Source organism: Curtobacterium sp. MCLR17_032 (assembly GCF_003234795.2).
GTDB lineage: Bacteria > Actinomycetota > Actinomycetes > Actinomycetales > Microbacteriaceae > Curtobacterium.
The window spans coordinates 1,327,954-1,352,762 of record NZ_CP126268.1 but is presented as its reverse complement, the minus strand read 5'-3'; the positions used below and the strand labels follow the sequence as shown (position 1 = coordinate 1,352,762).

The 24,809-nt window shown below is 67.9% G+C and carries 19 protein-coding genes and 3 rRNA genes; 6 read left to right on the top strand and 16 right to left on the bottom strand.

Translation table 11 applies throughout. The features are described 5' to 3' along the window. Positions 1-50 precede the first annotated feature (50 nt). From DEI97_RS06405 to DEI97_RS06395, 3 genes are read right to left on the bottom strand one after another with little or no spacing between them, the layout of a single operon-like run. Complete coding sequence (locus tag DEI97_RS06405) at positions 51-722, bottom strand: ABC transporter ATP-binding protein (protein WP_181439259.1); 672 nt, start codon at positions 720-722, stop codon at positions 51-53. After that, entirely contained in the window at positions 719-2,638 is a 1,920-nt protein-coding gene (locus tag DEI97_RS06400; RefSeq protein ID WP_181439258.1) for a bacteriocin-associated integral membrane family protein, read from the bottom strand. The genes DEI97_RS06405 and DEI97_RS06400 overlap by 4 nt, the downstream gene beginning before the upstream one ends. After that, a complete protein-coding gene (locus tag DEI97_RS06395; RefSeq protein ID WP_181439257.1) occupies positions 2,635-2,772 on the bottom strand; it encodes a hypothetical protein in 138 nt (45 codons plus the stop codon). The genes DEI97_RS06400 and DEI97_RS06395 overlap by 4 nt, the downstream gene beginning before the upstream one ends. Positions 2,773-2,950: 178 nt before the next feature. Here DEI97_RS06395 and DEI97_RS06390 point away from each other — a divergent pair, with 178 nt between their 5' ends. The 4 genes from DEI97_RS06390 (at position 2,951) to DEI97_RS06375 (ending at position 6,592) form a co-directional block, all read left to right on the top strand. After that, positions 2,951-3,793, top strand: coding sequence for an ABC transporter ATP-binding protein (locus DEI97_RS06390; protein WP_111074990.1), 843 nt, complete (start codon positions 2,951-2,953; stop codon positions 3,791-3,793). Then, positions 3,790-4,644 (top strand): ABC transporter permease, encoded by an 855-nt coding sequence (locus DEI97_RS06385; RefSeq protein WP_111074989.1) that lies wholly within the window; start codon positions 3,790-3,792, stop codon positions 4,642-4,644. Before DEI97_RS06390 ends, DEI97_RS06385 begins: the two co-directional genes overlap by 4 nt. Positions 4,645-4,718: 74 nt before the next feature. Next, a complete protein-coding gene (locus DEI97_RS06380) occupies positions 4,719-5,969 on the top strand; it encodes a sensor histidine kinase (protein ID WP_181439256.1) in 1,251 nt (416 codons plus the stop codon). Continuing rightward, positions 5,966-6,592, top strand: a complete 627-nt coding sequence (locus tag DEI97_RS06375) for a response regulator transcription factor (protein WP_111074987.1) — start codon at positions 5,966-5,968, stop codon at positions 6,590-6,592. Before DEI97_RS06380 ends, DEI97_RS06375 begins: the two co-directional genes overlap by 4 nt. Before the next feature lie 61 nt (positions 6,593-6,653). Here DEI97_RS06375 and DEI97_RS06370 read toward each other — a convergent pair whose 3' ends face one another. The 6 genes from DEI97_RS06370 to DEI97_RS06345 all read right to left on the bottom strand — a co-directional run bounded on the left by DEI97_RS06370 (position 6,654) and on the right by DEI97_RS06345 (position 11,330). Then, positions 6,654-6,992 (bottom strand): hypothetical protein, encoded by a 339-nt coding sequence (locus DEI97_RS06370; protein ID WP_146248147.1) that lies wholly within the window; start codon positions 6,990-6,992, stop codon positions 6,654-6,656. After that, positions 6,985-7,806 carry a hypothetical protein gene (locus tag DEI97_RS06365; protein ID WP_111074985.1) on the bottom strand — a complete coding sequence of 274 codons (822 nt, stop codon included), beginning with the start codon at positions 7,804-7,806 and terminating at the stop codon, positions 6,985-6,987. The genes DEI97_RS06370 and DEI97_RS06365 overlap by 8 nt, the downstream gene beginning before the upstream one ends. Before the next feature lie 159 nt (positions 7,807-7,965). After that, positions 7,966-8,397: a hypothetical protein gene (locus DEI97_RS06360; RefSeq protein WP_111074984.1), complete on the bottom strand. Its 432-nt coding sequence runs from the start codon at positions 8,395-8,397 to the stop codon at positions 7,966-7,968. Between the two features lie 19 nt (positions 8,398-8,416). Then, complete coding sequence (locus DEI97_RS06355; protein WP_181439255.1) at positions 8,417-9,073, bottom strand: ABC transporter ATP-binding protein; 657 nt, start codon at positions 9,071-9,073, stop codon at positions 8,417-8,419. Further along, the gene (locus DEI97_RS06350) at positions 9,070-10,917 is read right to left on the bottom strand and encodes a bacteriocin-associated integral membrane family protein (RefSeq protein WP_181439254.1); all 1,848 of its coding nucleotides are present in this window, start codon (positions 10,915-10,917) and stop codon (positions 9,070-9,072) included. The genes DEI97_RS06355 and DEI97_RS06350 overlap by 4 nt, the downstream gene beginning before the upstream one ends. Before the next feature lie 47 nt (positions 10,918-10,964). Continuing rightward, positions 10,965-11,330, bottom strand: a complete 366-nt coding sequence (locus DEI97_RS06345; protein ID WP_111074983.1) for a lactococcin 972 family bacteriocin — start codon at positions 11,328-11,330, stop codon at positions 10,965-10,967. Between the two features lie 139 nt (positions 11,331-11,469). Between DEI97_RS06345 and DEI97_RS06340 the strand changes: the two genes are divergently transcribed. Both DEI97_RS06340 and DEI97_RS06330 read left to right on the top strand, forming a co-directional pair. Beyond that, positions 11,470-13,893, top strand: a complete 2,424-nt coding sequence (locus tag DEI97_RS06340) for an AAA family ATPase (RefSeq protein WP_111074982.1) — start codon at positions 11,470-11,472, stop codon at positions 13,891-13,893. A gap of 274 nt (positions 13,894-14,167) precedes the next feature. Then, positions 14,168-14,440 carry a PDDEXK family nuclease gene (locus tag DEI97_RS06330; protein WP_258376721.1) on the top strand — a complete coding sequence of 91 codons (273 nt, stop codon included), beginning with the start codon at positions 14,168-14,170 and terminating at the stop codon, positions 14,438-14,440. A gap of 190 nt (positions 14,441-14,630) precedes the next feature. Here DEI97_RS06330 and DEI97_RS06325 read toward each other — a convergent pair whose 3' ends face one another. The 7 genes from DEI97_RS06325 to DEI97_RS06295 all read right to left on the bottom strand — a co-directional run bounded on the left by DEI97_RS06325 (position 14,631) and on the right by DEI97_RS06295 (position 24,751). Next, positions 14,631-15,563 (bottom strand): NADP-dependent oxidoreductase, encoded by a 933-nt coding sequence (locus tag DEI97_RS06325; protein ID WP_111074981.1) that lies wholly within the window; start codon positions 15,561-15,563, stop codon positions 14,631-14,633. 128 nt (positions 15,564-15,691) lie between these two features. Continuing rightward, positions 15,692-15,808 (bottom strand): 5S ribosomal RNA (gene rrf, locus DEI97_RS06320). A 128-nt stretch (positions 15,809-15,936) separates the two neighbouring features. Next, positions 15,937-19,065, bottom strand: a 23S ribosomal RNA gene (locus DEI97_RS06315). 478 nt (positions 19,066-19,543) lie between these two features. After that, positions 19,544-21,073 (bottom strand): 16S ribosomal RNA (locus tag DEI97_RS06310). Together the 16S, 23S and 5S rRNA genes form the textbook arrangement of a ribosomal RNA operon. A gap of 522 nt (positions 21,074-21,595) precedes the next feature. After that, on the bottom strand, positions 21,596-22,828 hold the full coding sequence (gene rlmN / locus DEI97_RS06305) for a dual-specificity RNA methyltransferase RlmN (RefSeq protein WP_111076492.1): 1,233 nt from the start codon (positions 22,826-22,828) through the stop codon (positions 21,596-21,598). Positions 22,829-22,983: 155 nt separating this feature from the next. Next, positions 22,984-23,784 carry a C40 family peptidase gene (locus DEI97_RS06300; RefSeq protein WP_181439385.1) on the bottom strand — a complete coding sequence of 267 codons (801 nt, stop codon included), beginning with the start codon at positions 23,782-23,784 and terminating at the stop codon, positions 22,984-22,986. A 238-nt stretch (positions 23,785-24,022) separates the two neighbouring features. Beyond that, entirely contained in the window at positions 24,023-24,751 is a 729-nt protein-coding gene (locus DEI97_RS06295; RefSeq protein ID WP_111076494.1) for a pyridoxamine 5'-phosphate oxidase family protein, read from the bottom strand. Between the last annotated feature and the right edge of the window lie 58 nt (positions 24,752-24,809).

The following is a 24,809-nucleotide window of genomic DNA, read 5'->3' as shown; positions in this document are numbered from 1 at the left end:
CGACGGACTCTGCGTCGGCGCTCCACCATCCTCATCGTGATCGCGGCGGTCTACGAGCACCTGTTCGAGGGGTGCGTGGCCGACAGGTCGACCTCCGCCTCGCACCAGGCCAGCAGTTCCGGATCGTGCGTCGCCACGACGACCGCGCCACCGCATTGCCGGATGAGGTCCAGACCGTCCCGCACCCGGCCGGCGCTGACGTCGTCGAGCGACGCTGTCGGCTCGTCCGCCAGCACCACCCTCGGCTGTTGGACCAAGACCCGGGCGACCGCGACGCGTTGCTGCTCGCCGCCGCTGAGCAGTCCGGCGCGCGTCCGTTGCTGGCCGCCGAGCCCGATGACCTCGAGCGCAGCAGCGATCCGCAGGTCGAGTTCTCGGCGGGTGAGCCCTCGAGGGTTGACGACGCGCAGGTTCTGCTCGACCGACCATTCGGGAACCACCGCGTGGTCTTGCATGACGAAGCCGATGACGTCCCGGCGCAGACGGCGCTGTTGCGGGCTTCCGGCTGCATGGATGTCGGTCCCGAGGACGTGCACGCTCCCCCGGGTCGGCCGCTCCAGCCCGCCGAGGCACCGGAGCAGGGTCGTCTTGCCCTGCCCGGAGAGGCCGCGAACGGCGATCGCGGCCGAGGGCTCGGCAGTGATGGTGAGTTCGTTCCAGAGCGTCCGCGAGCTGATGTCGTGCCCGAGCCCGGAAGCGCGGAGTACGGCTTGTTCCTTCATCGCTGGTCCTCTCCTCGGTGTGCAGTGACGGCGTGCAACGCCGTGAGCAACGCCGCGGTGGCCAGCGCCACGGCGATCGGGATGACGGTGGCGACCGACAGCACGACTCCGGCCCTGGGGCCGAGCAGCGCCTGGGTCACCGCTGTGGCGCCACCGGCGCTGACAGCAGCGACGACGACGAACCGCCAGTGGTGCACGACCGGATGTCTTCCGGTCAGGAACCGCAGCCTGGCCGCTCGTCGAGTGCGAACACGGTGATCGGTGACGAGCGTGAGTCCCGCGAAGACGACGGCGATCCCGGTGACCATCAGTGCGGCCTCCGCCATCGCTCGCTCGCCACGCACCGCTGCGAGCTGGCCTTCCACCGTCGCTCCCACGCGTCGGTACTGCAGGACGACGTCGTCGAGGCCGGCACGGTGGACGGCACGTTCGAGCGCTGCCCGGTCGCTGAAGCGGACTTCGCCGTTCGCGACCGCTGTTCCGAGGCGGTTCGGCGCGATGTCCGTCGGATCGGGAACCACCAGCACCGGTATTTCGGGCCATGTCGGCAGGTCGGGCTCCACCGCGGACGTCCAGTCGAGGACGGAGCGGGCGATCGACGCAGTCGACGGCACCAGGACCGTGTGGATGATCGGTTCATGCGGAGGATCTGTGCCCTCCACGTCCCAGCTCTCCGCGAGGTCTGCCGCGGTTGCTGCCCGGAGCGCGTCCCGACTCGCGCTGAGCGCGCTCGGGACGAGCAGCACCGGCGCGCCGTGTCCTTCGACGATCTGGTCCCTGTACTGATCGAGCGCGGACGTCGCTTCACCGGCCACGGTGAAGTAGTCGACGAACGACACGCGCGCCATGCTCGCCGTTCCGTCCAGCAGTGGGCCGAGCGCGATGCGGCCGAACGCGACGTCCTGGTCGTACTCGGTGGGGCGGGTCCCGAGGACGAGATCGTCGCCGTGTGACGCCTCGCGGACGAGCGTTCGTTCCAGCGACTCGGACGTCGTCCGCCGTTGTGACGCCCAGCCCAGATCGACCGTGCCGATGACGACCAGGGCGATGCCGGCTGCTGCCACGACGACCATCGGCCACCGGGCGACGGCCGCGGAGCCGAGCGTCCGACACGTCAGGACCGCGAGGGTGGCGTGGACCACCACGAGCACGACGGCTGTGGGAGCCATGACGGCGATGAGCTCGATCGCCGTGAACCGCAGGAGCGGCCCGGTCGCACCGTGTCCGACGAGGACCGCACCGATGCATCCGACGACGAGGGCGGAGACCACGCCGACGAGCCCCGCGATCTCTCGGGCCTCTCGTGCTGCCACGGCTCGGCGCGACCACCCAGAAGTCATACGCAGCCGCTGCCGCGCCGCACGTCGGCGCGACTCCGCGACGAGCGCGACGAGGACCCCGAGTGCGACGGCGAGCAACGCGGCGGACCACTCCGGTTGCTCGAGCGACGCGGCGAGCACCTCGAGCGGATGGGGCGTGACGTCCTCGTACCGGTACCCGGCTCGATCGAGCCCGTCGAGGAAATCCGTGACGGCAGGCGCAGGACCGCCGACCGAGTACATCGCGATCAGACGGAGTTCGCCGCCGTCGCCGATCGGCGCTGTGGAGACACTGCCGCGGAACACCGGCGAACTCGGCGTCCCGGTGAAGGTGTAGGCGTTCCAGGTGTCAGCGCGTCCTTCACGATCAGGAACGAGCACTGCCAGCGCCGCACCGCTCTCCTGGGCCAAGTGCCGAAGGGTCGCGGTGTGCTCCGCTCCGGTCTGCGTGGCCGGCATGTCGGTGAGCTCGATGGTGGTCCCTGCGCCGAGGAGCCCGAGCGCTTCGACGTTGCCGACCACACCGACCACGAACATCCCGGCGGCGAGGACCGCGGCCGCCACCGCGAGCACGGTGGCGGCCGCGAAGCTCCTCATCCGCGGGTGGCCCAGAATGCCTGGTTCCCCGAGCCCGCCTTCTTCCGGTGCGCGTGGGCGACCTTCGTCGGCGGAACCCAGTCGGTACCGGTCGAGACGCCGTACGACAAGGACCCGATGATGTTCTTCCGCATGGTCAAGTCCCTCTCTGTCCGCGGCCGACCCCCGGCCACGAGGGAACGGTATCGACCAGAACGCAGTATCGGAAGTTCTGCATATTCCGAATCCGACAACCGCATCCTCCGATCGGAGGACCCCACCTCCACCCGCTCCCCCGATCCCCCGGCACCGCCCACCCGCCAGGCTGAACCCATGCCCGACACCCCCGCCATCGAGGTCCAGCACCTCACCAAGCGCTACGCCACCGGCCACACCGCCGTCTCCGACCTCTCCCTCACCATCGCCCGCGGCGAGACCGTCGCCCTGCTCGGCCCGAACGGCGCCGGCAAGTCGACGACGGTGGAGGTCCTCGAGGGCTTCCGCTCCCGCACCTCCGGCGACGTCCGTGTCCTCGGCACCGACCCCGCACGCGCCACCCGCGCGCACAAGGCCCGGGTCGGCATCGTCCTGCAGACCAGCGCCGAGGCGCCGAACGTCACGGTCGCAGAGCAGCTCACCCACTTCGGTACCTTCTACCCCCGCTCCCGCAGCACCGAGGAGCTCCTCGCCGCCACCGGCCTGGAGGCGCAGCGCAACACCCGGATCAGCCGCCTGTCCGGCGGGCAGCGGCGTCGCGTCGACGTGGCCCTCGGCGTGATCGGCCACCCGGAGGTGCTGTTCCTCGACGAGCCGACGACGGGCTTCGACCCGGAGGCGCGGCGCCAGTTCTGGGACCTTGTCAACGGCATCAAGCGCGAAGGCACGACCATCCTGCTGACGACGCACTACCTGGACGAGGCGGCGCACCTGGCAGACCGGGCCGCGGTGATCGCGAACGGTGAGCTCCGCGCGCTGGCCCCGATCGACGAGCTCGGCGGCCAGGAGGCACGCACGCCCCGGGTCCGGTGGCGCGACGACGACGGACTCCGACACGAGGAACGCACGACCGATCCGCAGGCCCTGGTCCGCGGCACGGTCACGCCGATGCACGACCTGGAGGTCATCCGCCCGTCCCTCGAGGACGTCTACCTCGAGATGGTGGGGGCCGACGCATGAGCACCAGCACCGCACGCACCAGCACCGCACGCACCAGCACCGCAGGCACCAGCGCTGCACGCATCGCCGCCGCTCGCATCCGGTACGAGGTCCGTTCGTACTTCCGTGCCCCCGACTCCGTCTTCTTCACGTTCCTGTTCCCCGTCGTCATGCTGGCGCTGTTCTCGGTCGCCTTCGCGAGCGCCGCCGCCATCAAGGCCGGTCCCACGAGCGTCGACTACGCCACCTACTACCTGCCCGGCCTCGTCGCGACGGGCATCCTGCTCTCCGGCGTGCAGGCGCTGGGTGTCGACATCGCCGGCGAGCGCAGCGACGGCACCTTGAAACGCCTCGGCGGCACGCCCCTCCCCGTGATGTCGTACTTCGTCGGCAAGATCGGGATGGTCCTGGTGACCACGCTGGTGCAGACGGCGATCCTGCTGGCCGTGGCGAGCCTCCTGTTCGGGGTGACACTCCCGACGGACCTGAGCCGATGGGGCACGTTCGCCGGCGTGTTCGTTCTGGGCATCGCGACGAGCAGCGTGCTCGGCATCGCGATCTCGGCCCTGCCCCGCGAGGGTCGCCGCGCCACCGCGACGATCGTCCCGATCGTGCTGGTGCTGCAGTTCGTCTCCGGCGTCTACCTGCCCTTCATGCAGCTGCCGACGTGGTTGCAGGACGTCGCGTCCGTCTTCCCCCTGCGGTGGATGGCGTCCGGTATGCGGGCCGTGTTCCTGCCCGGCACGTTCGAGGCGGGTGAGCCGGGAGGCTCGTGGCTCCTCGGTCTCGGAGCGCTCGTCCTGGCAGGGTGGCTGGTCCTCGGCCTGGTTGCTTGCCGCCTGACGTTCCGCTGGAACCGCGAGGACGGCTGACGCCGATGTCGCCTCGTGGAGCACGGCCTGTGGAGAACTCCCGGATCGACGGGAGGAGGTGGGAGGCTGTCGGTATGCCAGCAGCAGACGTCACGACCACCCCGACGTGGGTGCGCAACCGGTGGTTGCACGTGTTCTTCGCTGCCACGATGGCGCTGACGCTCGCGGTCGCCGTGCTCGGGTGGTCGCCGTGGTCCAGCCGCTGGCCGGCGTACCTGATGATCGCCGTCCTGGTCGTCGCGTACGTGGCCTACGGACGTCGTGGGTACGACGAACCGCGGGCTGCTGCCGGCTTCCTGCCGCTCGTGCTCGTCGCCGCCGTGGTCCTGCCCGCGGTCGCCCCGAGCACCGCGTTCGTGCAGTGCATCCTGTTCCCGCTGGTGTGGTGCCAGTCCGAGCGCATCCGGTCGGGGGTCCTGCTCACCGTCGCCGTCGGTGTGCTCAGCGCTGTGGGTCTGATGGTGTCGGGCGGCCCGGACGCCCTGGTGTCGACGCTCCTCATCGAGGGCATCAGCGTCATCGGGTCCTGCGCGATGGGCGGCTGGATCTCCAGCGTCGCCGCGCTGTCGGAAGAACGCCGGCAGCTCGTGGAGGACCTCCGCGCCGCGCAGCAGTCCCTCGCCGACGCCAACCGTGCCGCGGGGATCGCCAGCGAACGGGAGCGCCTGGCCCGCGAGATCCACGACACCGTGGCGCAGAACCTCGCCGGCATCGTGATGCTCACCGAGCGTGCCCGGAACGACCTGGCCGACGACCGCCCCGACGCCCTCGACGAGCGGTTGACCGTGCTCGAGGAGTCCGCTCGCGCCGCGCTCGAAGAGTCCCGCGTGCTCGTCGCCGCGGGGTCGGCCGGCACGACGCGCGACAGTCTGGCCGGGGCACTCCACCGCCTCGGCGAGCGCCACACCCGCGAGACCGGCACCCCGGTGACGGTCAGCGCGGCCGACGGCACCCTCGACCGCGACGCCCAGGTGGTCCTGCTCCGGGTCGCACAAGAGGCCCTGTCGAACGTCCGCGCCCACGCTGCCTCGGCCGGGGTGACGGTCACGCTGCTGCACGAGCCGGACCAGACGGTGCTGCGGATCGCCGACGACGGTGTCGGCTTCGACCCGGCGGTGCCGACCGGTGGGCACGGCCTGCGCGGACTCCGCGAGCGGCTCGCCCTCGCGGGTGGGACCTGCGTCATCGCCAGCACCCCCGGCAGCGGGACGACGGTGACGGCCTCGCTGCCCGCCGTCGCGCCGACGCTTGCCGGAGCCGCACCGCGCCTCCCGGCCCGACCGCACGCAGCCGCAACCGCGACAGCAACGGTGGCGTCCCGGTGATCCGCGTCGTGGTGGCCGACGACCACCCGATCGTCCGTTCCGGCATCGTCGCCCTGCTGCAGGCGGCGGACGACATCCAAGTCGTCGGGCAGGCGGCCGACGGCGCCGCGGCGGTGTCGATCGTGCTGGCAGAGCGGCCGGACGTCGTGCTGATGGACCTGCGGATGCCGGTGCTCGACGGTGACGTGGCGACGGCCGAGATCCTCGCCACCGCGCCCGAGGTCCGCGTGCTGATCCTCACGACGTACGAGTCCGACGACCAGATCCTCGCCGCCATCGAGGCGGGCGCCACCGGCTACCTGCTCAAGGCCGCCCCGGAGTCCGAGATCCTCGCCGGGGTCCGGGCGACCGCTCGGGGCGAGACGGCCCTGGCTCCCTCAGCGGCTGCGGCGCTGGTCCGACGAGCGGTGGGGACGACACCGGCCGGGCCGTCGCTGACCCCGCGCGAACTCGAGGTCCTGCGTCTCGTCGCGCAGGGCAACAGCAACCCGGGGATCGGCCGCGTCCTGTTCCTCAGCGAGACGACCGTGAAGACCCACCTCGGCCACGTGTTCGAGAAGCTCGGCGTCAACGACCGCACCCGAGCCGTGACCCGCGCGATGGAGCTGGGCCTGCTCCCCTGACTCCGCGGAGTTCAGCGGCTGGGAGCTGCACGGGCCGCGACCGGCTGTCCGCTCGTCTCGCTCACCACCCGACCGCGAGCGCCAGCCCCACGGCCATCGGCAGCGAGGCCGCGAGCACGACACCCACCACGACCGCAGCGACCTGGAGCTGGCGGATCCCCTGCTGCCCCACCCACACGAGCAGCATGATCGCCGTGAAGTACGCCGGCACGATCAGCAGCAGCGGCAGGAAGCCGAGCCCGGTCCACGGCACGAGCGCTCCGGACAACACCTCGTACACCGTGCACACGGCGGCGATCACGAGCCCGACCCGGACCCGGGCCGGGCTCCGTTCCGCAGTCGTGGGCGCTCCCGCAGCCCTGGGCGCTCCCGCAGTCGTGGGCGCTCCCTGGTCAGCCATCCCCGGGCCCTCCGGCAAGGCAGGTGGTCTCCACGGTGACCAGACTGGACCCCTCCGCCACACTGATGGTGCTCTCCGACAACCAGCCGTCACCGACCAGTCGGACGGCGGAGCCCCACAGGTCGACCTTCCGCATCCCCGCGTTGCGGAGCACGTCCTGTGCGGTAGCGGTCCGACGGTCCACCTCCGCCGTCGACAACCTGCGCGCCGGAGCATCGGCATCCGGCTGTGCCTCGTCGTCGGGCTCGGGTGCGTCGTCCCACTGCCACGTGTACGCGGTCCCCCGCTGCAGGTTCGACAGCGCGCACGCACGCGTGTACGGGTTCGCTTCGCCCTCGCTGATGTCGGCACCGAGGGCCCGGACGACTCGCCCGCCCACGGCCGACAGTTCCTGCTCCGCCTGCGCCGGCGTGCGCTTCGTCTCGAGCGCTGTGAGGGGCTGCGCACGACGGTGGACGTCGTCCACCCACTCGACAGCGAGCACCGCGGTGGCCGTTCCGACAGTTCCGACCCCGAGGATCGCGAAGACGAGGCACGCCACCGGACCGACCAGGGTGACGGAGCGGTCGCGTCTCCGGCGGAGAAGCAGCAGGACCGCTCCGGCGAGGGGCGTCCCCGCGCAGATGAACGTGATGATCGCGTCGCCGACCGTCTGCGCCGCCAGCGACGGCCGGGTCGCCTCCGACCGGAGGGCCGCGTCGAACGCGAGGAACAACCACACGATCCATCCGACGGGCAGGAGCAAGCCGCTCAGCACGATCCACCCGATGCCGTTGTCCCGCTCCGGCGGCGACCACGCGATGTCCTCGTCCATGTTTCCCCTGTCCCCGGCACCACCGTACCGATCGCCGGCCGGGAGGCACGTGACCGGTCCGCCACGCGCCTCCCGTCCGTCACGCGACCGGCAGCCGGAGAACCGCTCGGCGGAACGGGTGGTGCGCGGCGATCTGGTGCGGCCCCGCCAGTCCCGCGCTCACTCTTCTGAAGATCCCGCTCGGCGATCAGCGCGCGCCCAGCGGTCGAGGAGCGGCTCCGCGGCCTTGTAGAGCACGACGCCGATGCTCGCCGCGAGCAGCGTCGACCAGCCGCTCGCCATGATCGGCCGGAGCAGCAGCCAGAGGAAACCGAGCGACATCGCCTCGGCAGCCAGTGTGCCAGCCCTTTCGTGGCCGACGAAGGGGCGTCTGGCGAGGCGCTCCAGCGGTGTGTCGAGAACGACCGCCAACACCAGCACCACCATCACCCAGCCTGCGACCGCGAACGGCGGCACACCTGCTCGGAGCCCCCCGAGGCCAGGGACGAGGGACACCACTGCCACACCGACGACGAACGGCGAACCGGCCACGAGCAACGCTCCTGCGAGCCACGCGATGAGACACCCGATCAGCCAAGGCTCGTCGCCCATCGATCCGCCGCCTCGCTCGTCAGACATGCTCCGCACCGATCTCCAGCGTCCGGTCCGCCCACTCGACGAGACCTGGATCGTGCGTCGCGACGATGACCGCGCTCCCCGACCTGCGGAGCGCGTCGAGCCCGCGGCGGACGCGCTCCGCGCTGACGTCGTCGAGCGAGGCCGTGGGCTCGTCTGCCAGGACGACGCGGGGCTGTTGCACGAGGACCCTGGCCACGGCGACCCGCTGCTGCTCCCCGCCGCTGAGCTGTCCCGCTCGCTCTCGAGATCGGCCGCCGAGCCCCACCACGAGCAGGGCGTCCCGAGCCCGAGCATCGAGCGTGGCACGGGTGACACCAGCCGGGTGCACCACGCGGAGGTTCGCTCCGACGGTCCACTCCGGCACGATCGCGTGGTCCTGCATCACGAAGCCGAGCACATCGCGCCGGATCCGACGCCGGACCCGGGCCGGGACGTGATGGAGGTCGACGTCGCCGGCGTGCACCACGCCTCGGTGCGGGCGCTCGATCCCGCCCAGACATCGGAGCAGGGTGCTCTTCCCCGCTCCGGACGGCCCGCGGAGAGCGAGCACTTCGCGCCGAGCGACCACGAGGTCGAGACCGTTCCAGAGCGTCCTCGTCCCCAGGTCGTAGCCGAGCGCCGATGCCGACAGCAACTGGTGGTCCGTCACGACAGGGTCCTTCCCCGGGGTTCGGCGATGACGATGCAGGCCGTCAACACGAGCACGGTCAGGCCCGTGGCGACGACGGACGCGATGACGATGACCGCTCCGGCCAGGGCAGTCGTCGCCAGCGTCGCGACGACGGTCGCACCGCACACTCCTGCGGCCCCGAGGAGGAACCGTGCGTGGTGCTCGCCCGGATGCCGTCCGACGAGTGACCGCACCCGCGCGGCAGTTCGGCCACGCTCCAGGTGGTCGGCCACGAGGCTCGCGCCCGCGAAGAGCGCCGCGATCGCGGCGACGACCGTCGCGCCGACGAGCACCAGACGTTCGGTCCGCACTTCCGCCAGCTGACGATCGACCACGGCACCGACGCGGTTGACCTGGGTGACGACGTCGAATGCCCCGGACCGGTGCAGCGCTCGGAGCAGAGCGGCGCGGTCGGAGAACCGGACCTCTCCGTTGCGGGTCGCAGTGGCGATGCGGTTCGGAGCGATGTCCGCGACGTCGGCCACGACGACGGAGGTCTGGGAGCGAACCGGACCGTCCTGCGGCCCGAGATCGACCCATCGGCCCGCAGCTCGGACCGCAGCGTCGGTGCTCGCCACGAGCTCCGAGCGGATCCGCGGAGTCCGGGGCGGCTCGGAGTCGTCCACTTCCCATCCCTCGGCGATGCTCGCCCTGACCGTCGACTCGATGTCCTCGGCTCGCTCAGCCGAGGCCTGCGGGATGAGGACCGTCACTCCGTCCCGGTGCGCGACGTCCGCCGGGACGCCCGGGGTGCCGGCTCCGATGACGAGGAGGGCGTCGGGGATCGTGTTCGTCATCGCCATGCGCGCCGAACCATCGACGAGTGCTCGGCTCCCGATGTCACCGAATGACATTTCTTGCTGCTCGTCGCTGAAGCCGACGCCCAGGACGACGTCGTCACCGTGCACGGCCTCGGCTGCGAGCGACCGTGTCAAGTGCTCGGCTCTGCGGCTCTCGACGACGACGTTCGACGCGCCTCCGGCGATGACGGCCACGAGGACCGCCCCACACACCCCGGTGACCGCTGGACGCCAGCGTCCGGTGTCGACACCGTCCAACCGGTTCCCGCTCACCATCGTGAGTGTGACGTGCGTTGCGGCCACGATCGTCACGGCGATCGCGACGACCACAGCTGTCACCCCGCCCGAGAACGCCCACACGGCGTGGCTCGCGCCTCGGAGGCCGAGGAACAGCGACAGCGCCCCGAACACGCTCCCGAACACGACTGCGCTCAGCAGCAGGACGTCGCCGAGCTCGGTCATCGCGATGCGCCCGGCGGTCCGACCGGCAAGACGACGGACGCGTTGCCGCGCCGCTCGCCGATGTGACTCGGCGACGAGTGCGACCACTGCACCGATGGTCACGGCGACGCCGACCGTGACGACGCCCGGCGTGAGAGCCGCGTTCAGCAGTGACGGGACGGCCTGCGGAGTTGCGTCGGTGAAGGCGAACTCGTGCTCCTGCAGGTCGCGGAGGAACCGCGACACGTCCGTCGGCTCACCGTCGACGGCGTAGGTCCACGCGATCACGGCGTCGCCGATCGCGCTCGCGGGGCGCTCGTCGATCCCGCCCCAGAAGACCGGCTCGGGCAGCTCGCCGTGCAGCACGTACGCGTCGAATCGGTCAGGGGTCCCCGACCGTTCTGGTGTGAGCAGCGCGAGTGACACGTCGGCATCGTCCGCCATCCGCTCGAGCATCTCGACGTGTTCGTGCTTCGTCGGGCCGAGCGGCAGGTCGTACAGGTCGATGGTGGTGCGAGCAGAGACGGCGCCGAGTGCCTCCACGCTCCCGACGACGAGGACGACCAGGCTGACCGCGAACAATGCGACGGCCGCGACCGCGACGACGGTGGCGGCCGCGAAACCCCGGATCAGTAGATGTTCCAGAACGCCTGGTTGCCGCTGCGGGCAGAGGGGCGGTTCGCCACCGCGAGTCGTCCCTTCGCCACCTTGCCCGAGGACTTGGTCGCCCCCGACGACTTCACGGCGGTGCTGTGCACGAACCGGTGGTTGTCGTAGACCGACGTGACCGACCCGGCACCCACTCCGTAGGTCCACACCCCACCGCCGACGACCAGCGTTCCGCCTCTGGCCTGTCGCGGTGTGTCTGCGGATGCACGTCCACTCGTCGCCGTCGGTGCCGCGGCACCCGGCGCGGCGGACGCGGTCCCGCACGTCAACGTCGCCAACAGCACGGCTGCTCCGAGCCCGGCGATGGCCGTGGTGATCCTCTGCATCGTTCGTCCCCTCTTCGTGACGAGTCGTGTGTGACGACCAAACTAGCCCGTGGCATCTGGAACATCAACCACCACCGGAGAGATCATTCCGCCACGCCCGGCAACACCTTCCCGCCCCGACCCGCCTACGCTCGAAGAGATGCCCGCACCACGTACGACCCTCGACCCCACTGCCACGAGCGACGGGTTCATCCGCGTCCGCGGCGCCCGCGAGAACAACCTCCGCGACGTCGACGTCGACATCCCCCGCGACCGGATCGTCGCCTTCACGGGGATCTCCGGCTCGGGCAAGTCCTCGCTGGCGTTCGGCACGGTGTTCGCCGAGGCGCAGCGCCGCTTCCTCGAGTCCGTCGCGCCCTACGCCCGTCGGCTCATCGCGCAGGGGTCGACCCCGCACGTCGAGTCGATCACAGGCCTGCCGCCAGCCGTGGCCCTGCAGCAGCGCCGCGGCGCCCCGAGCTCCCGGTCGACGGTGGGGACGCTGACGACGCTGAGCAACTCGACCCGTATGCTCTTCTCCCGCGCCGGCACGTACCCGGAGGGTGCCGAGCAGCTGTACTCGGACTCGTTCTCCCCGAACACCGTCGCCGGGGCATGCCCGCGCTGCCACGGGTTGGGTGTCGCGCACGAGGTGACCGAAGCCTCCGCCGTCCACGACCCGTCGCTGAGCATCCGCGACGGCGCGATCACGGCGTGGCCGGGCGCGTGGCAGGGCAAGAACCTGCGCGACGTGACGGCGGGTCTCGGCTACGACATCGAGCGGCCCTGGCGTGAGCTGCCGCAGTCGGATCGTGACTGGCTGCTGTTCACCGAGGAGCAGCCGGTCGTCCAGGTGCAGCCGAAGCGCGACCGGGTCGCGAAGCCGTACAAGGGCAAGTTCTGGAGCGCGCGGCAGTTCGTCCTGCACACCCTCGCCGACTCGCAGAGTGAGTCGCAGCGGAAGAAGGTCCTGCAGTTCGTCGAGTCGGGTCCGTGCACGCTGTGCGGTGGCTCGGGGCTGACGCGTGCGGCGCTCGCGGTGACGTTCGGTGGGATGACGATCGCCGACCTCAACGCCCTGCCGCTGTCCGGCGTCGCCGCGGTCCTCCGCCCCACGGCCGAGCTGACCGACGCTGCTGCCGCGACCTCGCGCACCACCTCGGGTGAGCGCACCGAGGTCGCCGTCGCCATCGCCCGTGACCTGCTCGGCCGCGTCGAGGTGCTCACCGGCCTCGGCCTCGGGTACCTGAGCCTCGACCGTGCGACGCCGACGCTCTCCCCCGGCGAGATGCAGCGTCTCCGCATCGCGACCCAGCTGCGGAGCGGTCTGTTCGGGGTCGTCTACGTCCTCGACGAGCCGAGCGCGGGCCTCCACCCCGCCGACGCCGAGCCGCTGATCCAGGTCCTGGAGGACCTCCGCGCCAGCGGCAACAGCGTCTTCGTCGTCGAGCACGACATGCGCATCGTCCGCCAGGCGGACTGGATCGTCGACGTCGGCCCTGGCGCCGGCACGGCGGGTGGCACCGTCCTCTACAGCGGTCCGGTCGACGGTCTCGCTGACGTCGAGGCGTCCGTCACGCGCCGGTTCCTGCAGCCGCGGGGCACCGGCCGGGAGGCCCGCCCCACCCGCACACCGATCGGCACCTTGGCACTGCGCGACGTCACGCGCCACAACCTCCGTGGGCTCGACGTCGACCTGCCGCTCGGGGTCCTCACCGCGGTCACCGGCGTCTCCGGATCCGGCAAGTCCTCACTGGTCGGCGGAGTGCTGCCCGCCCTGGCGGTGGACCACCCGACGGTCAGCCGCGTGGTGGAGGTCGACCAGAAGCCGATCGGCCGGACGCCCCGGTCGAACCTCGCCACCTACACCGGCCTGTTCGACGCGGTACGGACGGCGTTCGCGGCGACCGAGGACGCCAAGGCCCGCGGTTGGACGGCCGGGAGGTTCTCGTTCAACGTCGCCGGCGGCCGGTGCGAGGTCTGCCAGGGCGAGGGATCCGTCTCCGTGGAACTGCTGTTCCTGCCGGGGAGCTGGGCGCCGTGCCCCGAGTGCCACGGCTCCCGGTACAACGACGAGACGCTCGAGGTCCGCTGGAACGGCGCCACCATCGCGGACGTCCTCGGCATGACCGTCGACGAGGCCGCCCCGTTCCTCGCCCCGATCCCCGCCGCCGCCCGCGCGCTCGAGGCCCTGGGCCAGGTCGGTCTCGGCTACCTGCGTCTCGGGCAGCCCGCTCCGGAGCTGTCCGGCGGCGAGGCCCAGCGCATCAAGCTCGCCACCGAACTGCAGCGCGCCCGCTCCGGCCACACGCTCTACGTCCTCGACGAGCCGACCACGGGCCTGCACCCGGCGGACGTCGAGCGTCTGACGGACCAGCTGTCGCAGCTCACCGACGCGGGCAACACGGTCGTCGTCGTGGAGCACTCGATGTCCGTCGTCGCCGCAGCCGACCACGTCATCGACATGGGCCCGTCCGGTGGCGACGCCGGCGGACAGGTCGTCGCGGAGGGCACCCCGGCCGAGGTGGCGGCCTCCCCCGACAGCCGCACAGCCCCGTACCTGCGCGCCGAACTGGGCCGCTGACCGGACCACACACCGGACGGGAGGCGCGGCGCAGTCCCGCCCCGCGCCTCCCGTCCGAGACCGTCCACAGATCCACCGACCACGCGACGAGCGCCGTCGCCCGGGCGGTACCGTCCCGGCATGCAGCACTGGGAGGCCGACGAGGCCCGCAGCCGGCACATGGCGCGGTTCGGCCGACGGGACACCGCGCCTGAGCTCGCGCTCCGACGGTCGCTCCACGCTCGTGGGCGGCGCTTCTTCGTCGACCGGCGGATCAGCGGTCGGACGAGGGCGCGTGCTGACCTGGTCTTCCCCCCGCGCACGTGTGGCCGTCTTCGTCGACGGCTGCTTCTGGCACTGGTGCGAAGAACACGCGCACCTGCCGAAGGCCAACGCCGAGCTGTGGCGGGCGAAGCTGCTGGCGAACCGGCAGCGTGACGCATCGCACGACGCCGTCCTCCGCAGCGAAGGATGGGCCGTCGTCCGGGTCTGGGAGCACGAGGACTCCACGATCGCTGCGGACCTGGTGGAGGCTGCGCTCGACCGGTGGACCCGCATCACATCATGATGCGAGCGCACTCACGCTGACGCTGCTGACGGATCGCACGGCCCCGCGGCAACCTCCGTCGGCGGCCGGCCGCTGGACTCGGAGCACGCCCATGACGGACGGGAGGCCCGGGACCAGTTGGTCCCGGGCCTCCCGTCCGTCACGTGGAGACGCGCGTCACGCGCTGACGTCCCTCAAGCGGCCGCGACCGTCACCAGGTGAGGACGAAGCGCCCGCGGGTCCCGCCCGCTTCGAGTCGCTCGTGCGCCTCGGTGGCGCGGGACGCCGGCAGCACCTCGGCCACGCGCGGAACGACCGTACCGCCCTCGACCGCGTGGCGGAGGTGCTCGAGCTTGTCGAACGACCGGTACTCGTTGAAGACGAAGACCTGGGTGAAGCGGATGCCCTCGGCCCCGTTGCCTTTCCACCCCCGGACATCGATGAACACGCCACCGTCGCGGAGGGCCGGCACGACGACGTCCCGCTGGACGGCGCAATCGGCGAGGGCGTCGACGCCGTCGGGGACGATCGCCCGGACCGCATCCGCCAACCCGTCGCCGCGGGGCACGACGTGGTCGGCACCGAGCGAGTGCACGAGTGCCTCGTCCTTCTGCGACGTGTCCGCGATGACGGTGATGCCGGCGGCCTTCGCGAGCTGGACCACGTAGTTGCCGAGCAGCCCTGCGGCGCCGGTGACGGCGAGGGTCTGCCCGCGCTCGAGCCCGGCGAGTTCGAGCATCTGGATCGCGGTGAGCCCGTTCATGGGCACAGTGGACGCTTCCTCGATCGAGGTGTCACGCGGGATGCGGGTGAACGACCCGACCGGTGCGACGAGGCGTTCGACGTAAGCACCGCCATGACCGGTCAGGGGCAGCGCAATCGCCATGACCTGGTCACCGACGGACCAGCCCTCGACGTCGGGGCCGACCTCGTCGATGACCCCGGCGGCGTCCATGCCCGGGACGTACGGCGCGCTCTGTGCGTTCGAGTCCCGCTCCCCTGCGCGGACGCCCGTGTCGGTGGGGTTCACCGCGAATGCCTGGACGGCGATGCGGACCGAACCGCTGCCGGCGTGGACGTCCTCGATCTCGTGGACGGCGAGGGCTTCGGGCCCTCCGAACTGTGTGACTCCGACGACCTTCATGGATCCGGTCTACCGGGTACGCAGTGCCCGATACTCAGGCAATGCGGAACTGTGCCGGGGAATGCAGAAAAGCCCCCGACCGGTGGAGCGTGATGCTCCGCCCGTCAGGGGCTTACTGTTCAAAAGAAGTCCGGCGGCGTCCTACTCTCCCACAAGGTCCCCCTTGCAGTACCATCGGCGCTGAGAGGCTTAGCTTCCGGGTTCGGAATGTGACCGGGCGTTTCCCTCTCGCTATGACCACCGGAACACCATCGACCATGATCTGGTCTCAGACTGCTCCGCCGTAGCGAATATTCAGTTTGATTCCCGATCGTCTGTCGGGAACCACAAAGTGGACGCGAGCCCTGACCCGTAAAGGGTCAGGAAAAAAGTGTGTGTCAAGTCTTCGGCTTATTAGTACCGGTCAGCTCCATGGGTCGTTAGTCCCCGCTTCCACATCCGGCCTATCAACCCAGTAGTCTGCTGGGAGCCTCTCACACTCAAGGTGCATGGAAATCTCATCTCGAAGACGGCTTCCCGCTTAGATGCTTTCAGCGGTTATCCGGTCCGAACGTAGCTAATCAGCGGTGCCCTTGGCAGAACAACTGACACACCAGAGGTTCGTCCATCCCGGTCCTCTCGTACTAGGGATAGATCTTCTCAAATTTCCAACGCGCGCAGCGGATAGGGACCGAACTGTCTCACGACGTTCTAAACCCAGCTCGCGTACCGCTTTAATGGGCGAACAGCCCAACCCTTGGGACCTACTCCAGCCCCAGGATGCGACGAGCCGACATCGAGGTGCCAAACCATGCCGTCGATATGGACTCTTGGGCAAGATCAGCCTGTTATCCCCGAGGTACCTTTTATCCGTTGAGCGACAGCGCTTCCACAAGCCACTGCCGGATCACTAGTCCCGACTTTCGTCCCTGCTCGACCTGTCAGTCTCACAGTCAAGCTCCCTTGTGCACTTACACTCGCCACCTGATTGCCAACCAGGTTGAGGGAACCTTTGGGCGCCTCCGTTACTCTTTGGGAGGCAACCGCCCCAGTTAAACTACCCATCAGGCACTGTCCATGAACCCGATCAGGGTCCTACGTTAGACATCCAAAGTGACCAGAGTGGTATTTCAACAATGACTCCACGAACACTAGCGTGCCCGCTTCACAGTCTCCCACCTATCCTACACAAGCCACTCCGAACACCAATACCAAACTGTAGTAAAGGTCACGGGGTCTTTCCGTCCTGCTGCGCGTAACGAGCATCTTTACTCGTAGTGCAATTTCGCCGAGTTCGCGGTTGAGACAGCTGGGAAGTCGTTACGCCATTCGTGCAGGTCGGAACTTACCCGACAAGGAATTTCGCTACCTTAGGATGGTTATAGTTACCACCGCCGTTTACTGGGGCTTAAATTCAGAGCTTCGCCGTGAGGCTGACCCTTCCTCTTAACCTTCCAGCACCGGGCAGGCGTCAGTCCGTATACATCGTCTTGCGACTTCGCACGGACCTGTGTTTTTAGTAAACAGTCGCTTCCCACTGGTCTCTGCGGCCTTCAACGCTCACGGAGTAAATCCGGTCACGTGTCCGGCCCCCCTTCTCCCGAAGTTACGGGGGCATTTTGCCGAGTTCCTTAACCACGATTATCTCGATCTCCTTGGTATTCTCTACCTGACCACCTGAGTCGGTTTCGGGTACGGGCGGCTGCAACCTCGCGTCGATGCTTTTCTCGGCAGCATAGGATCACTGAATTCCCCTCACGGGTACGCGTCGGGTCTCAGGCATACAGACGACGGATTTGCCTATCGTCAGCCCTACATCCTTACACCAGGTTCACCTTACGGATACCATCGCCTGGCTCAGCTACCTTCCTGCGTCACACCTGTTCATACGCTAACCGCACCAGCATGGGGTCGAGCGTTAGACCGGCCCGTCTCACCCCGAAGGGATCAACAAGTGCCGGGTTAGGACTCTTAGCACCACTGGATTAGCTTGGGCGGTTGTTCGCCGGTACGGGAATATCAACCCGTTGTCCATCGACTACGCCTGTCGGCCTCGCCTTAGGTCCCGACTTACCCAGGGCGGATTAACCTGGCCCTGGAACCCTTGGTCTTTCGGAGGACGGGTTTCTCACCCGTCTTTCGCTACTCATGCCTGCATTCTCACTCGTGTAGCGTCCACGGCTGGATCACTCCGCCGCTTCACTCGCCACACGACGCTCTCCTACCACTCCGCACGACTGAACCACGAAGGCTTGTCGAGTGTGCGAAATCTACAACTTCGGTGGTGTGCTTGAGCCCCGTTACATTGTCGGCGCGGAATCACTTGACCAGTGAGCTATTACGCACTCTTTCAAGGGTGGCTGCTTCTAAGCCAACCTCCTGGTTGTCTGTGCAACTCCACATCCTTTCCCACTTAGCACACGCTTAGGGACCTTAGTTGGTAGTCTGGGTTGTTTCCCTCTCGACGATGAAGCTTATCCCCCACCGTCTCACTGCTGCGCTCTCACTCACCGGCATTCGGAGTTTGGCTGACGTCAGTAACCTGTTGAGGCCCATCGGCCATCCAGTAGCTCTACCTCCGGCGAGAAACACGCAACGCTGCACCTAAATGCATTTCGGAGAGAACCAGCTATCACGAAGTTTGATTGGCCTTTCACCCCTATCCACAGCTCATCCCCTCCATTTTCAACTGAAGTGGGTTCGGTCCTCCACGACGTCTTACCGTCGCTTCAACCTGGCCATGGATAGATCACTTCGCTTCGGGTCTAGGACACATGACTGAATCGCCCTATTCAGACTCGCTTTCGCTACGGCTACCCCACACGGGTTAACCTCGCCACATATCGCTAACTCGCAGGCTCATTCTTCAAAAGGCACGCCGTCACCCCTACAAAGGAGGCTCCGACGGTTTGTAAGCAAACGGTTTCAGGTACTATTTCACTCCCCTCCCGGGGTACTTTTCACCTTTCCCTCACGGTACTTGTCCGCTATCGGTCATCTGGGAGTATTTAGGCTTATCAGGTGGTCCTGACAGATTCACACGGGATTTCTCGGGCCCCGTGCTACTTGGGATACACATCCGGCCATAACACCATTTCGTCTACGGGGCTGGCACCCACTACGGCCCGGCTTTCAAACCGGTTCGACTATGATGCGCTGTAACCGTCCCAGTCCGGCAGAACTGAGTGACGTGTCCCACAACCCCGACCATGCAACGCCCGCCGGCTATCACACATGATCGGTTTAGCCTCATCCGTTTTCGCTCGCCACTACTCACGGAATCACATGTTGTTTTCTCTTCCTGTGGGTACTGAGATGTTTCACTTCCCCACGTTCCCTCTACCCGCCCTATATATTCAGGCGGGAGTCACCAGGTCACAAAAGCGCCTGGCGGGGTTTCCCCATTCGGAAATCCTCGGCTCACAGCTCGATTATCAGCTCCCCGAGGCTTATCGCAGATTTCTACGTCCTTCTTCGGCTCCAGATGCCAAGGCATCCACCGTTTGCTCTTAGAAACTTGACCACAAAGATTAAAATTGCGATCCAACGCCACGACACACGCCGGCCCGAAAGCCGACGATCATCGATGACGCGAATCTAAAGATGCTCGCGTCCACTGTGTAGTTCTCAACATACGATCGGCACCACACTCCCCCAGAAGTAACCCTCCGGCTTCATGTGGCCCAACGAAGGACCCTCAAGGCCCAACCCCCACCACGGATGAGCTTCCATCACGGACACCACCCACAGCAGGAAGCCTGGTCCCTCAGGACCCAACAACGTGCACCAGCCAACCCGCTCACCCCCGACCCGTTCCAACCCCCCAACACCGGCACAAGACCGACGACGGGGAACGTACTGAGACCGGAAGACGCGCTCCCGACTGCACTGTCAATGTTCCACCCATGAGCTACCCGTCGGACACGTTCGGTCCGAATCGGGCGCCTGGACCAGCCACCACTCACCATGACGGTGAACAGCACTGACCAGATGCTCCTTAGAAAGGAGGTGATCCAGCCGCACCTTCCGGTACGGCTACCTTGTTACGACTTAGTCCTAATCACCGATCCCACCTTCGACGGCTCCTTCCACAAGGGTTAGGCCACCGGCTTCGGGTGTTACCGACTTTCATGACTTGACGGGCGGTGTGTACAAGGCCCGGGAACGTATTCACCGCAGCGTTGCTGATCTGCGATTACTAGCGACTCCGACTTCATGAGGTCGAGTTGCAGACCTCAATCCGAACTGAGACCGGCTTTTTGGGATTCGCTCCACCTTACGGTATCGCAGCCCTTTGTACCGGCCATTGTAGCATGCGTGAAGCCCAAGACATAAGGGGCATGATGATTTGACGTCATCCCCACCTTCCTCCGAGTTGACCCCGGCAGTCTCCTATGAGTCCCCGGCATAACCCGCTGGCAACATAGAACGAGGGTTGCGCTCGTTGCGGGACTTAACCCAACATCTCACGACACGAGCTGACGACAACCATGCACCACCTGTACACCGACCACAAGGGGGCGACCATCTCTGGCCGTTTCCGGTGTATGTCAAGCCTTGGTAAGGTTCTTCGCGTTGCATCGAATTAATCCGCATGCTCCGCCGCTTGTGCGGGCCCCCGTCAATTCCTTTGAGTTTTAGCCTTGCGGCCGTACTCCCCAGGCGGGGCGCTTAATGCGTTAGCTACGACACAGAAACCGTGGAAAGGTCCCTACATCTAGCGCCCAACGTTTACGGCATGGACTACCAGGGTATCTAATCCTGTTCGCTCCCCATGCTTTCGCTCCTCAGCGTCAGTTACGGCCCAGAGATCTGCCTTCGCCATCGGTGTTCCTCCTGATATCTGCGCATTCCACCGCTACACCAGGAATTCCAATCTCCCCTACCGCACTCTAGTCTGCCCGTACCCACTGCAAGCCCGAGGTTGAGCCTCGGGATTTCACAGCAGACGCGACAAACCGCCTACGAGCTCTTTACGCCCAATAATTCCGGACAACGCTTGCACCCTACGTATTACCGCGGCTGCTGGCACGTAGTTAGCCGGTGCTTTTTCTGCAGGTACCGTCAAGAACCGAAGCTCCCTTCTTCCCTACTAAAAGAGGTTTACAACCCGAAGGCCGTCATCCCTCACGCGGCGTTGCTGCATCAGGCTTTCGCCCATTGTGCAATATTCCCCACTGCTGCCTCCCGTAGGAGTCTGGGCCGTGTCTCAGTCCCAGTGTGGCCGGTCACCCTCTCAGGCCGGCTACCCGTCGTCGCCTTGGTGAGCCATTACCTCACCAACAAGCTGATAGGCCGCGAGTCCATCCCCAACCAAAAAATCTTTCCACCACCAGGCCATGCGACCAGTGATCATATCCAGTATTAGACGTCGTTTCCAACGCTTATCCCAGAGTCAGGGGCAGGTTACTCACGTGTTACTCACCCGTTCGCCACTAATCACAGGAGCAAGCTCCTGATCATCGTTCGACTTGCATGTGTTAAGCACGCCGCCAGCGTTCGTCCTGAGCCAGGATCAAACTCTCCGTAAAAAATTACAACCAACACTAAAAGTGTCAGCGAGTTGATCTTGACTGTTGACTGTCTACTGACAATCTTCAATCCAAAAGGAATTGCTTCATGACCCGACCAACCAGAAGGCTGACCGGGCACGAGGTCAATAAAATTGGCATTGACAATGTGCACGCTGTTGAGTTCTCAAGGACCAGACGCACTCCCCACTCGACACTGAAACGGTGTCTCGCCAGAGAGGCTGGTTCGTTGCCCGGGGAAGATCGGAGCCAGACTGCATCTCCCAGGTCAGTGACCCGGTCAGTGTCTCGGCCGTTCCGTTCTCCGCCTCAGCGGCAACGAGTGATTACTTTACGCACGGGTGAACGGCAGCGCCAAGCCAGCTCGCCGCCCGGGCGTGTCGCGGCGGTGTGCCCGGATCAGCGACTGCGCGGCCTGCCCCGGGAACGACGGGAGGCGCAGTGCTGACTCGCACTGCGCCTCCCGGCAGACCGATCGTGGACGCGACCGGCGTGGTCGAACGGACGACCGTGGACCGTCGATCAGTCGGCCGCGGCCAGCTGCCCGCAGGCACCGTCGATCTCCTTGCCGCGGGTGTCGCGGAGGGTCGTCGGGATGCCCGCAGCGTTCAGTCGGCGGACGAACTCGTCCTGCACGTGCACTTCGGACGAGGTCCACACGGAGCCGGGCGTCGGGTTCAGCGGGATGGGGTTCACGTGCACCCAGCCCTTGCCACGCTTGTTGAGCTTCTCGGCCAACAGGTCCGCGCGCCAGGCGTGGTCGTTCATGTCCTTGATGAGCGCGTACTCGATCGACACCCGCCGACCGGTCTTGACGTAGTAGTTGTGGGCGGCGTCGATCGCTTCGTCGGCCTTCCACTTCGAGTTCACCGGGATCATCTCGTCACGCAGTTCGTCGTCCGGCGCGTGCAGCGAGAGCGCGAAGGTGAGCGGGATCCCTTCGTCGGCGAGCTTGAGCATCGCGGGCACCAGGCCCACGGTCGAGACGGTGATGCCGCGGGCACTCATCCCGAGGCCGTTCGGCTGCGGAGCGACCATCAACCGCACGGCGTCCATCACGCGCTTGTAGTTCGCGAGCGGCTCCCCCATGCCCATGAACACGATGTTCGTCACCCGCTCGGCGTCCACACGGTCCTGCCCGCCCTTGCGCGGGTCACCCCCGAGCTCACCGGCAGCGATCGCGGCGTTGGCCTGCACGATCTGGTCGATGATCTCGGCCGTCGACATGTTGCGGGTCAAGCCCGCCTGCCCGGTCGCGCAGAAGGGGCAGTTCATGCCGCATCCGGCCTGCGACGAGACGCAGAGCGTGATGCGCCCCGGGTACCGCATGAGCACCGACTCGACCAGGGCGCCGTCGTGCAGCTTCCAGAGGAACTTGATCGTGTCGCCCTTGTCGGTCTCGAGACGACGGGTCTCGGTGAGCAGGGGCGGCAGCAGCCCGGCGACGAGTTCGTCACGCTGGGCCGCCGGCAGGTCGGTCATCTTGGCCGGGTCGGACGTGTAGTGCGTGAAGTAGTGGGTGGCGAGCTGCTTGGCGCGGAACCCGGGCAGACCGAGTTCCTTCACCTTGGCTTCGCGCTCGTCCACCGTCAGGTCCGCCAGGTGCACCGGCGGCTTGCCCCGCTTCGGGGACGCGAACTGCAGCAGCGGCCGACCGTCGGTCCCGGTCGCCTGCTGCCATCCTTCGGTGCGCGGGCGCACCTGCGGGCGGGCAGAGCGCTGCTCCTCGAACGGTGTGCGGGTGTCGGTGGCCATCACTCCAGCTTACGGGAGGCTCGCAACCCCTCGGGCGCACCGGTCCCGCCCGTCACGGGTCACCGGACGCCAGACGCCGGCCCCGTGCCCCGTGTCCTGCTCCCGGGCACGGGTCAGGTCGCGGTGCGGGCCGGTGGGTGCGCTGCGGTCGGGGCTCAGACGCCGGCGGGCAGGAGGCGTGCGAAGTGGTGCGCGGCCGGGTACATCGGGACGATGTCGACGACCTCGCCCGGGTGCGGTGCCTGCAGCACGAGTCCCTGGCCGAGGTACAGGCCGACGTGGTCGTCGTTGTCGTAGACGACCATGTCGCCGGGCAGCGCCTCGGACTCGGGCACGGTCGTGGCGACGGCGTCCTGCGTCGGGACGTAGTGGGCGAGCTGGATGCCGACCGCCTGGTACGCCACCATCGTCAGCCCGGAGCAGTCGATGCCCGCGTGGCTGGCACCGCCCTCGACGTACGGGTCGCCGAGGTACTGCAGCGCCGTCTGGAGCACGGTGGCGCGGTCGCCGCCGGCCGAGAGCGCAGCGGACAGCGCCGACTTCGCCTGGGTCTCGGTCACGCCGAAGCGGAGCACGAGGGTCGGGTAGGACACGATCGAGGTCGTCGTCACGCCGTCGGAGGAGACGATCGGCACCTGGACGTCGTGGGCGACCGTGTAGGTCTGCAGCGCCAGGGACGTCGTGGTGGTGGTCGTCGGAGCGGGGGCGGCCGTCGCGGCCTCGGCCGGGATCGACAGCGACAGGGTCGAGGTGATCGCGAGCGCCGGGGCGATGAGCAGCGCGGCACGCTTGGCGTTCGCGGCCCGGCGGATGTGACGCGGGTCGGCGGCACGCTCGGCCCGGATGGCGGCGTTCCGCGAGACGAACGCGCTCGTCGCCGGTCGGACCGGACGAGCCGGAGCGAGGGCGACCACGCGGGCCGGGCGCTGGTGCTCGACGAAGGTGGTGCGGGCCACGGCGGGACCGGAGGCGGAGCGGCGGCCTCGTGCGCGGGGTGCGGCAGGCGGCGGGACGGGTGCGGCTCGACGGGCTTCGTCGAGGGCGGGCAGAGCGTGGCGTCCCATGGTTCCTTCCGGGTCCGAGCCGTCCTTCTGGAGCGGCGGCTCGGGAAGATAACGTATTGGTCACGAACCTGATCCCGCCTGGAGAACCGGGCCTCGTTCCTGCAGCCCGTCACAGACTCGCCGGGTGGCGTCACATGGCGGCGGCGAGTCGGGCCTCCCGTCCGTCGGCGGCCGCGTCGAGCCGGGCGGCGAGCGCGACCACGGCGCCGTCGACCGGTGTCGCTCCGGCCGCGGCGAGCGCTCCGGGCACCGGAGCACCGGCCCGGAGTGCGACGGGCAGGACGCCGGCCCAGACGGTGCGGTCCTCGCCGTCGTCGGGTGACTCCCCCACACCGGCGGCGCGGACCTTGACGCTGGCGGCGTCGAGCGGCAGTTGCAGGACCTGGGTCTGGCGGACCTCCTTGGCGGTCGTCTCGCGCACCTCGGCCCGGCGGCCGGGCATGAGGTGGTCCGAGACCTGGCGGAGTGCGTCGGCCCGTTGCTCGGCCGGCACGACGGTCGCCCGTCCGGCGATCATCGCGCTGCGGTAGTTCGCCGAGCTGTCGAAGGTCGAGCGGGCGAAGACGATGCCGTCGAGGTGGGTGATGGTCGCCGAGACGGGGACGCCCGCCGCGCCGGCGTCGAGGAAGAGGCCGCCGCCGGTCGAGCCGTGCAGCAGCAGGACGGGGCCGGCGCCGAGGTCGCCGACGCCGTAGAGGAACGGCAGCACGATCGGGAAGCCGTCGCGGACCAGGCCGACGTGGGCGACGAAGCCCTCGGCGAGGACCTGGTGGAGGGCCTCGGGGTCGGTCTGCTGGCGGTCGCGGAGGCGTCGGACGGTCAGGGAGGGCAGGGCTGGCAGGGTCTCGTCGGTGGGCACGGTCCGACGCTAGGGTCAGCACTGGATCAGCACGTAGACCAGATTGGAGCGGTTCGAG

Coding starts and splice junctions, on each gene's coding strand:
- DEI97_RS06405 (WP_181439259.1), bottom strand. CDS start 722: ATGAAGGAACAAGCCGTACTCCGCGCTTCCGGGCTCGGGCACGACATC.
- DEI97_RS06395 (WP_181439257.1), bottom strand. CDS start 2,772: ATGCGGAAGAACATCATCGGGTCCTTGTCGTACGGCGTCTCGACCGGT.
- DEI97_RS06325 (WP_111074981.1), bottom strand. CDS start 15,563: ATGAAGGTCGTCGGAGTCACACAGTTCGGAGGGCCCGAAGCCCTCGCC.
- DEI97_RS06340 (WP_111074982.1), top strand. CDS start 11,470: ATGCCCGCACCACGTACGACCCTCGACCCCACTGCCACGAGCGACGGG.
- DEI97_RS06380 (WP_181439256.1), top strand. CDS start 4,719: ATGCCAGCAGCAGACGTCACGACCACCCCGACGTGGGTGCGCAACCGG.
- DEI97_RS06400 (WP_181439258.1), bottom strand. CDS start 2,638: ATGAGGAGCTTCGCGGCCGCCACCGTGCTCGCGGTGGCGGCCGCGGTC.
- DEI97_RS06360 (WP_111074984.1), bottom strand. CDS start 8,397: ATGGGCGACGAGCCTTGGCTGATCGGGTGTCTCATCGCGTGGCTCGCA.
- rlmN (WP_111076492.1), bottom strand. CDS start 22,828: ATGGCCACCGACACCCGCACACCGTTCGAGGAGCAGCGCTCTGCCCGC.
- DEI97_RS06390 (WP_111074990.1), top strand. CDS start 2,951: ATGCCCGACACCCCCGCCATCGAGGTCCAGCACCTCACCAAGCGCTAC.
- DEI97_RS06385 (WP_111074989.1), top strand. CDS start 3,790: ATGAGCACCAGCACCGCACGCACCAGCACCGCACGCACCAGCACCGCA.
- DEI97_RS06365 (WP_111074985.1), bottom strand. CDS start 7,806: ATGGACGAGGACATCGCGTGGTCGCCGCCGGAGCGGGACAACGGCATC.
- DEI97_RS06370 (WP_146248147.1), bottom strand. CDS start 6,992: ATGGCTGACCAGGGAGCGCCCACGACTGCGGGAGCGCCCAGGGCTGCG.
- DEI97_RS06345 (WP_111074983.1), bottom strand. CDS start 11,330: ATGCAGAGGATCACCACGGCCATCGCCGGGCTCGGAGCAGCCGTGCTG.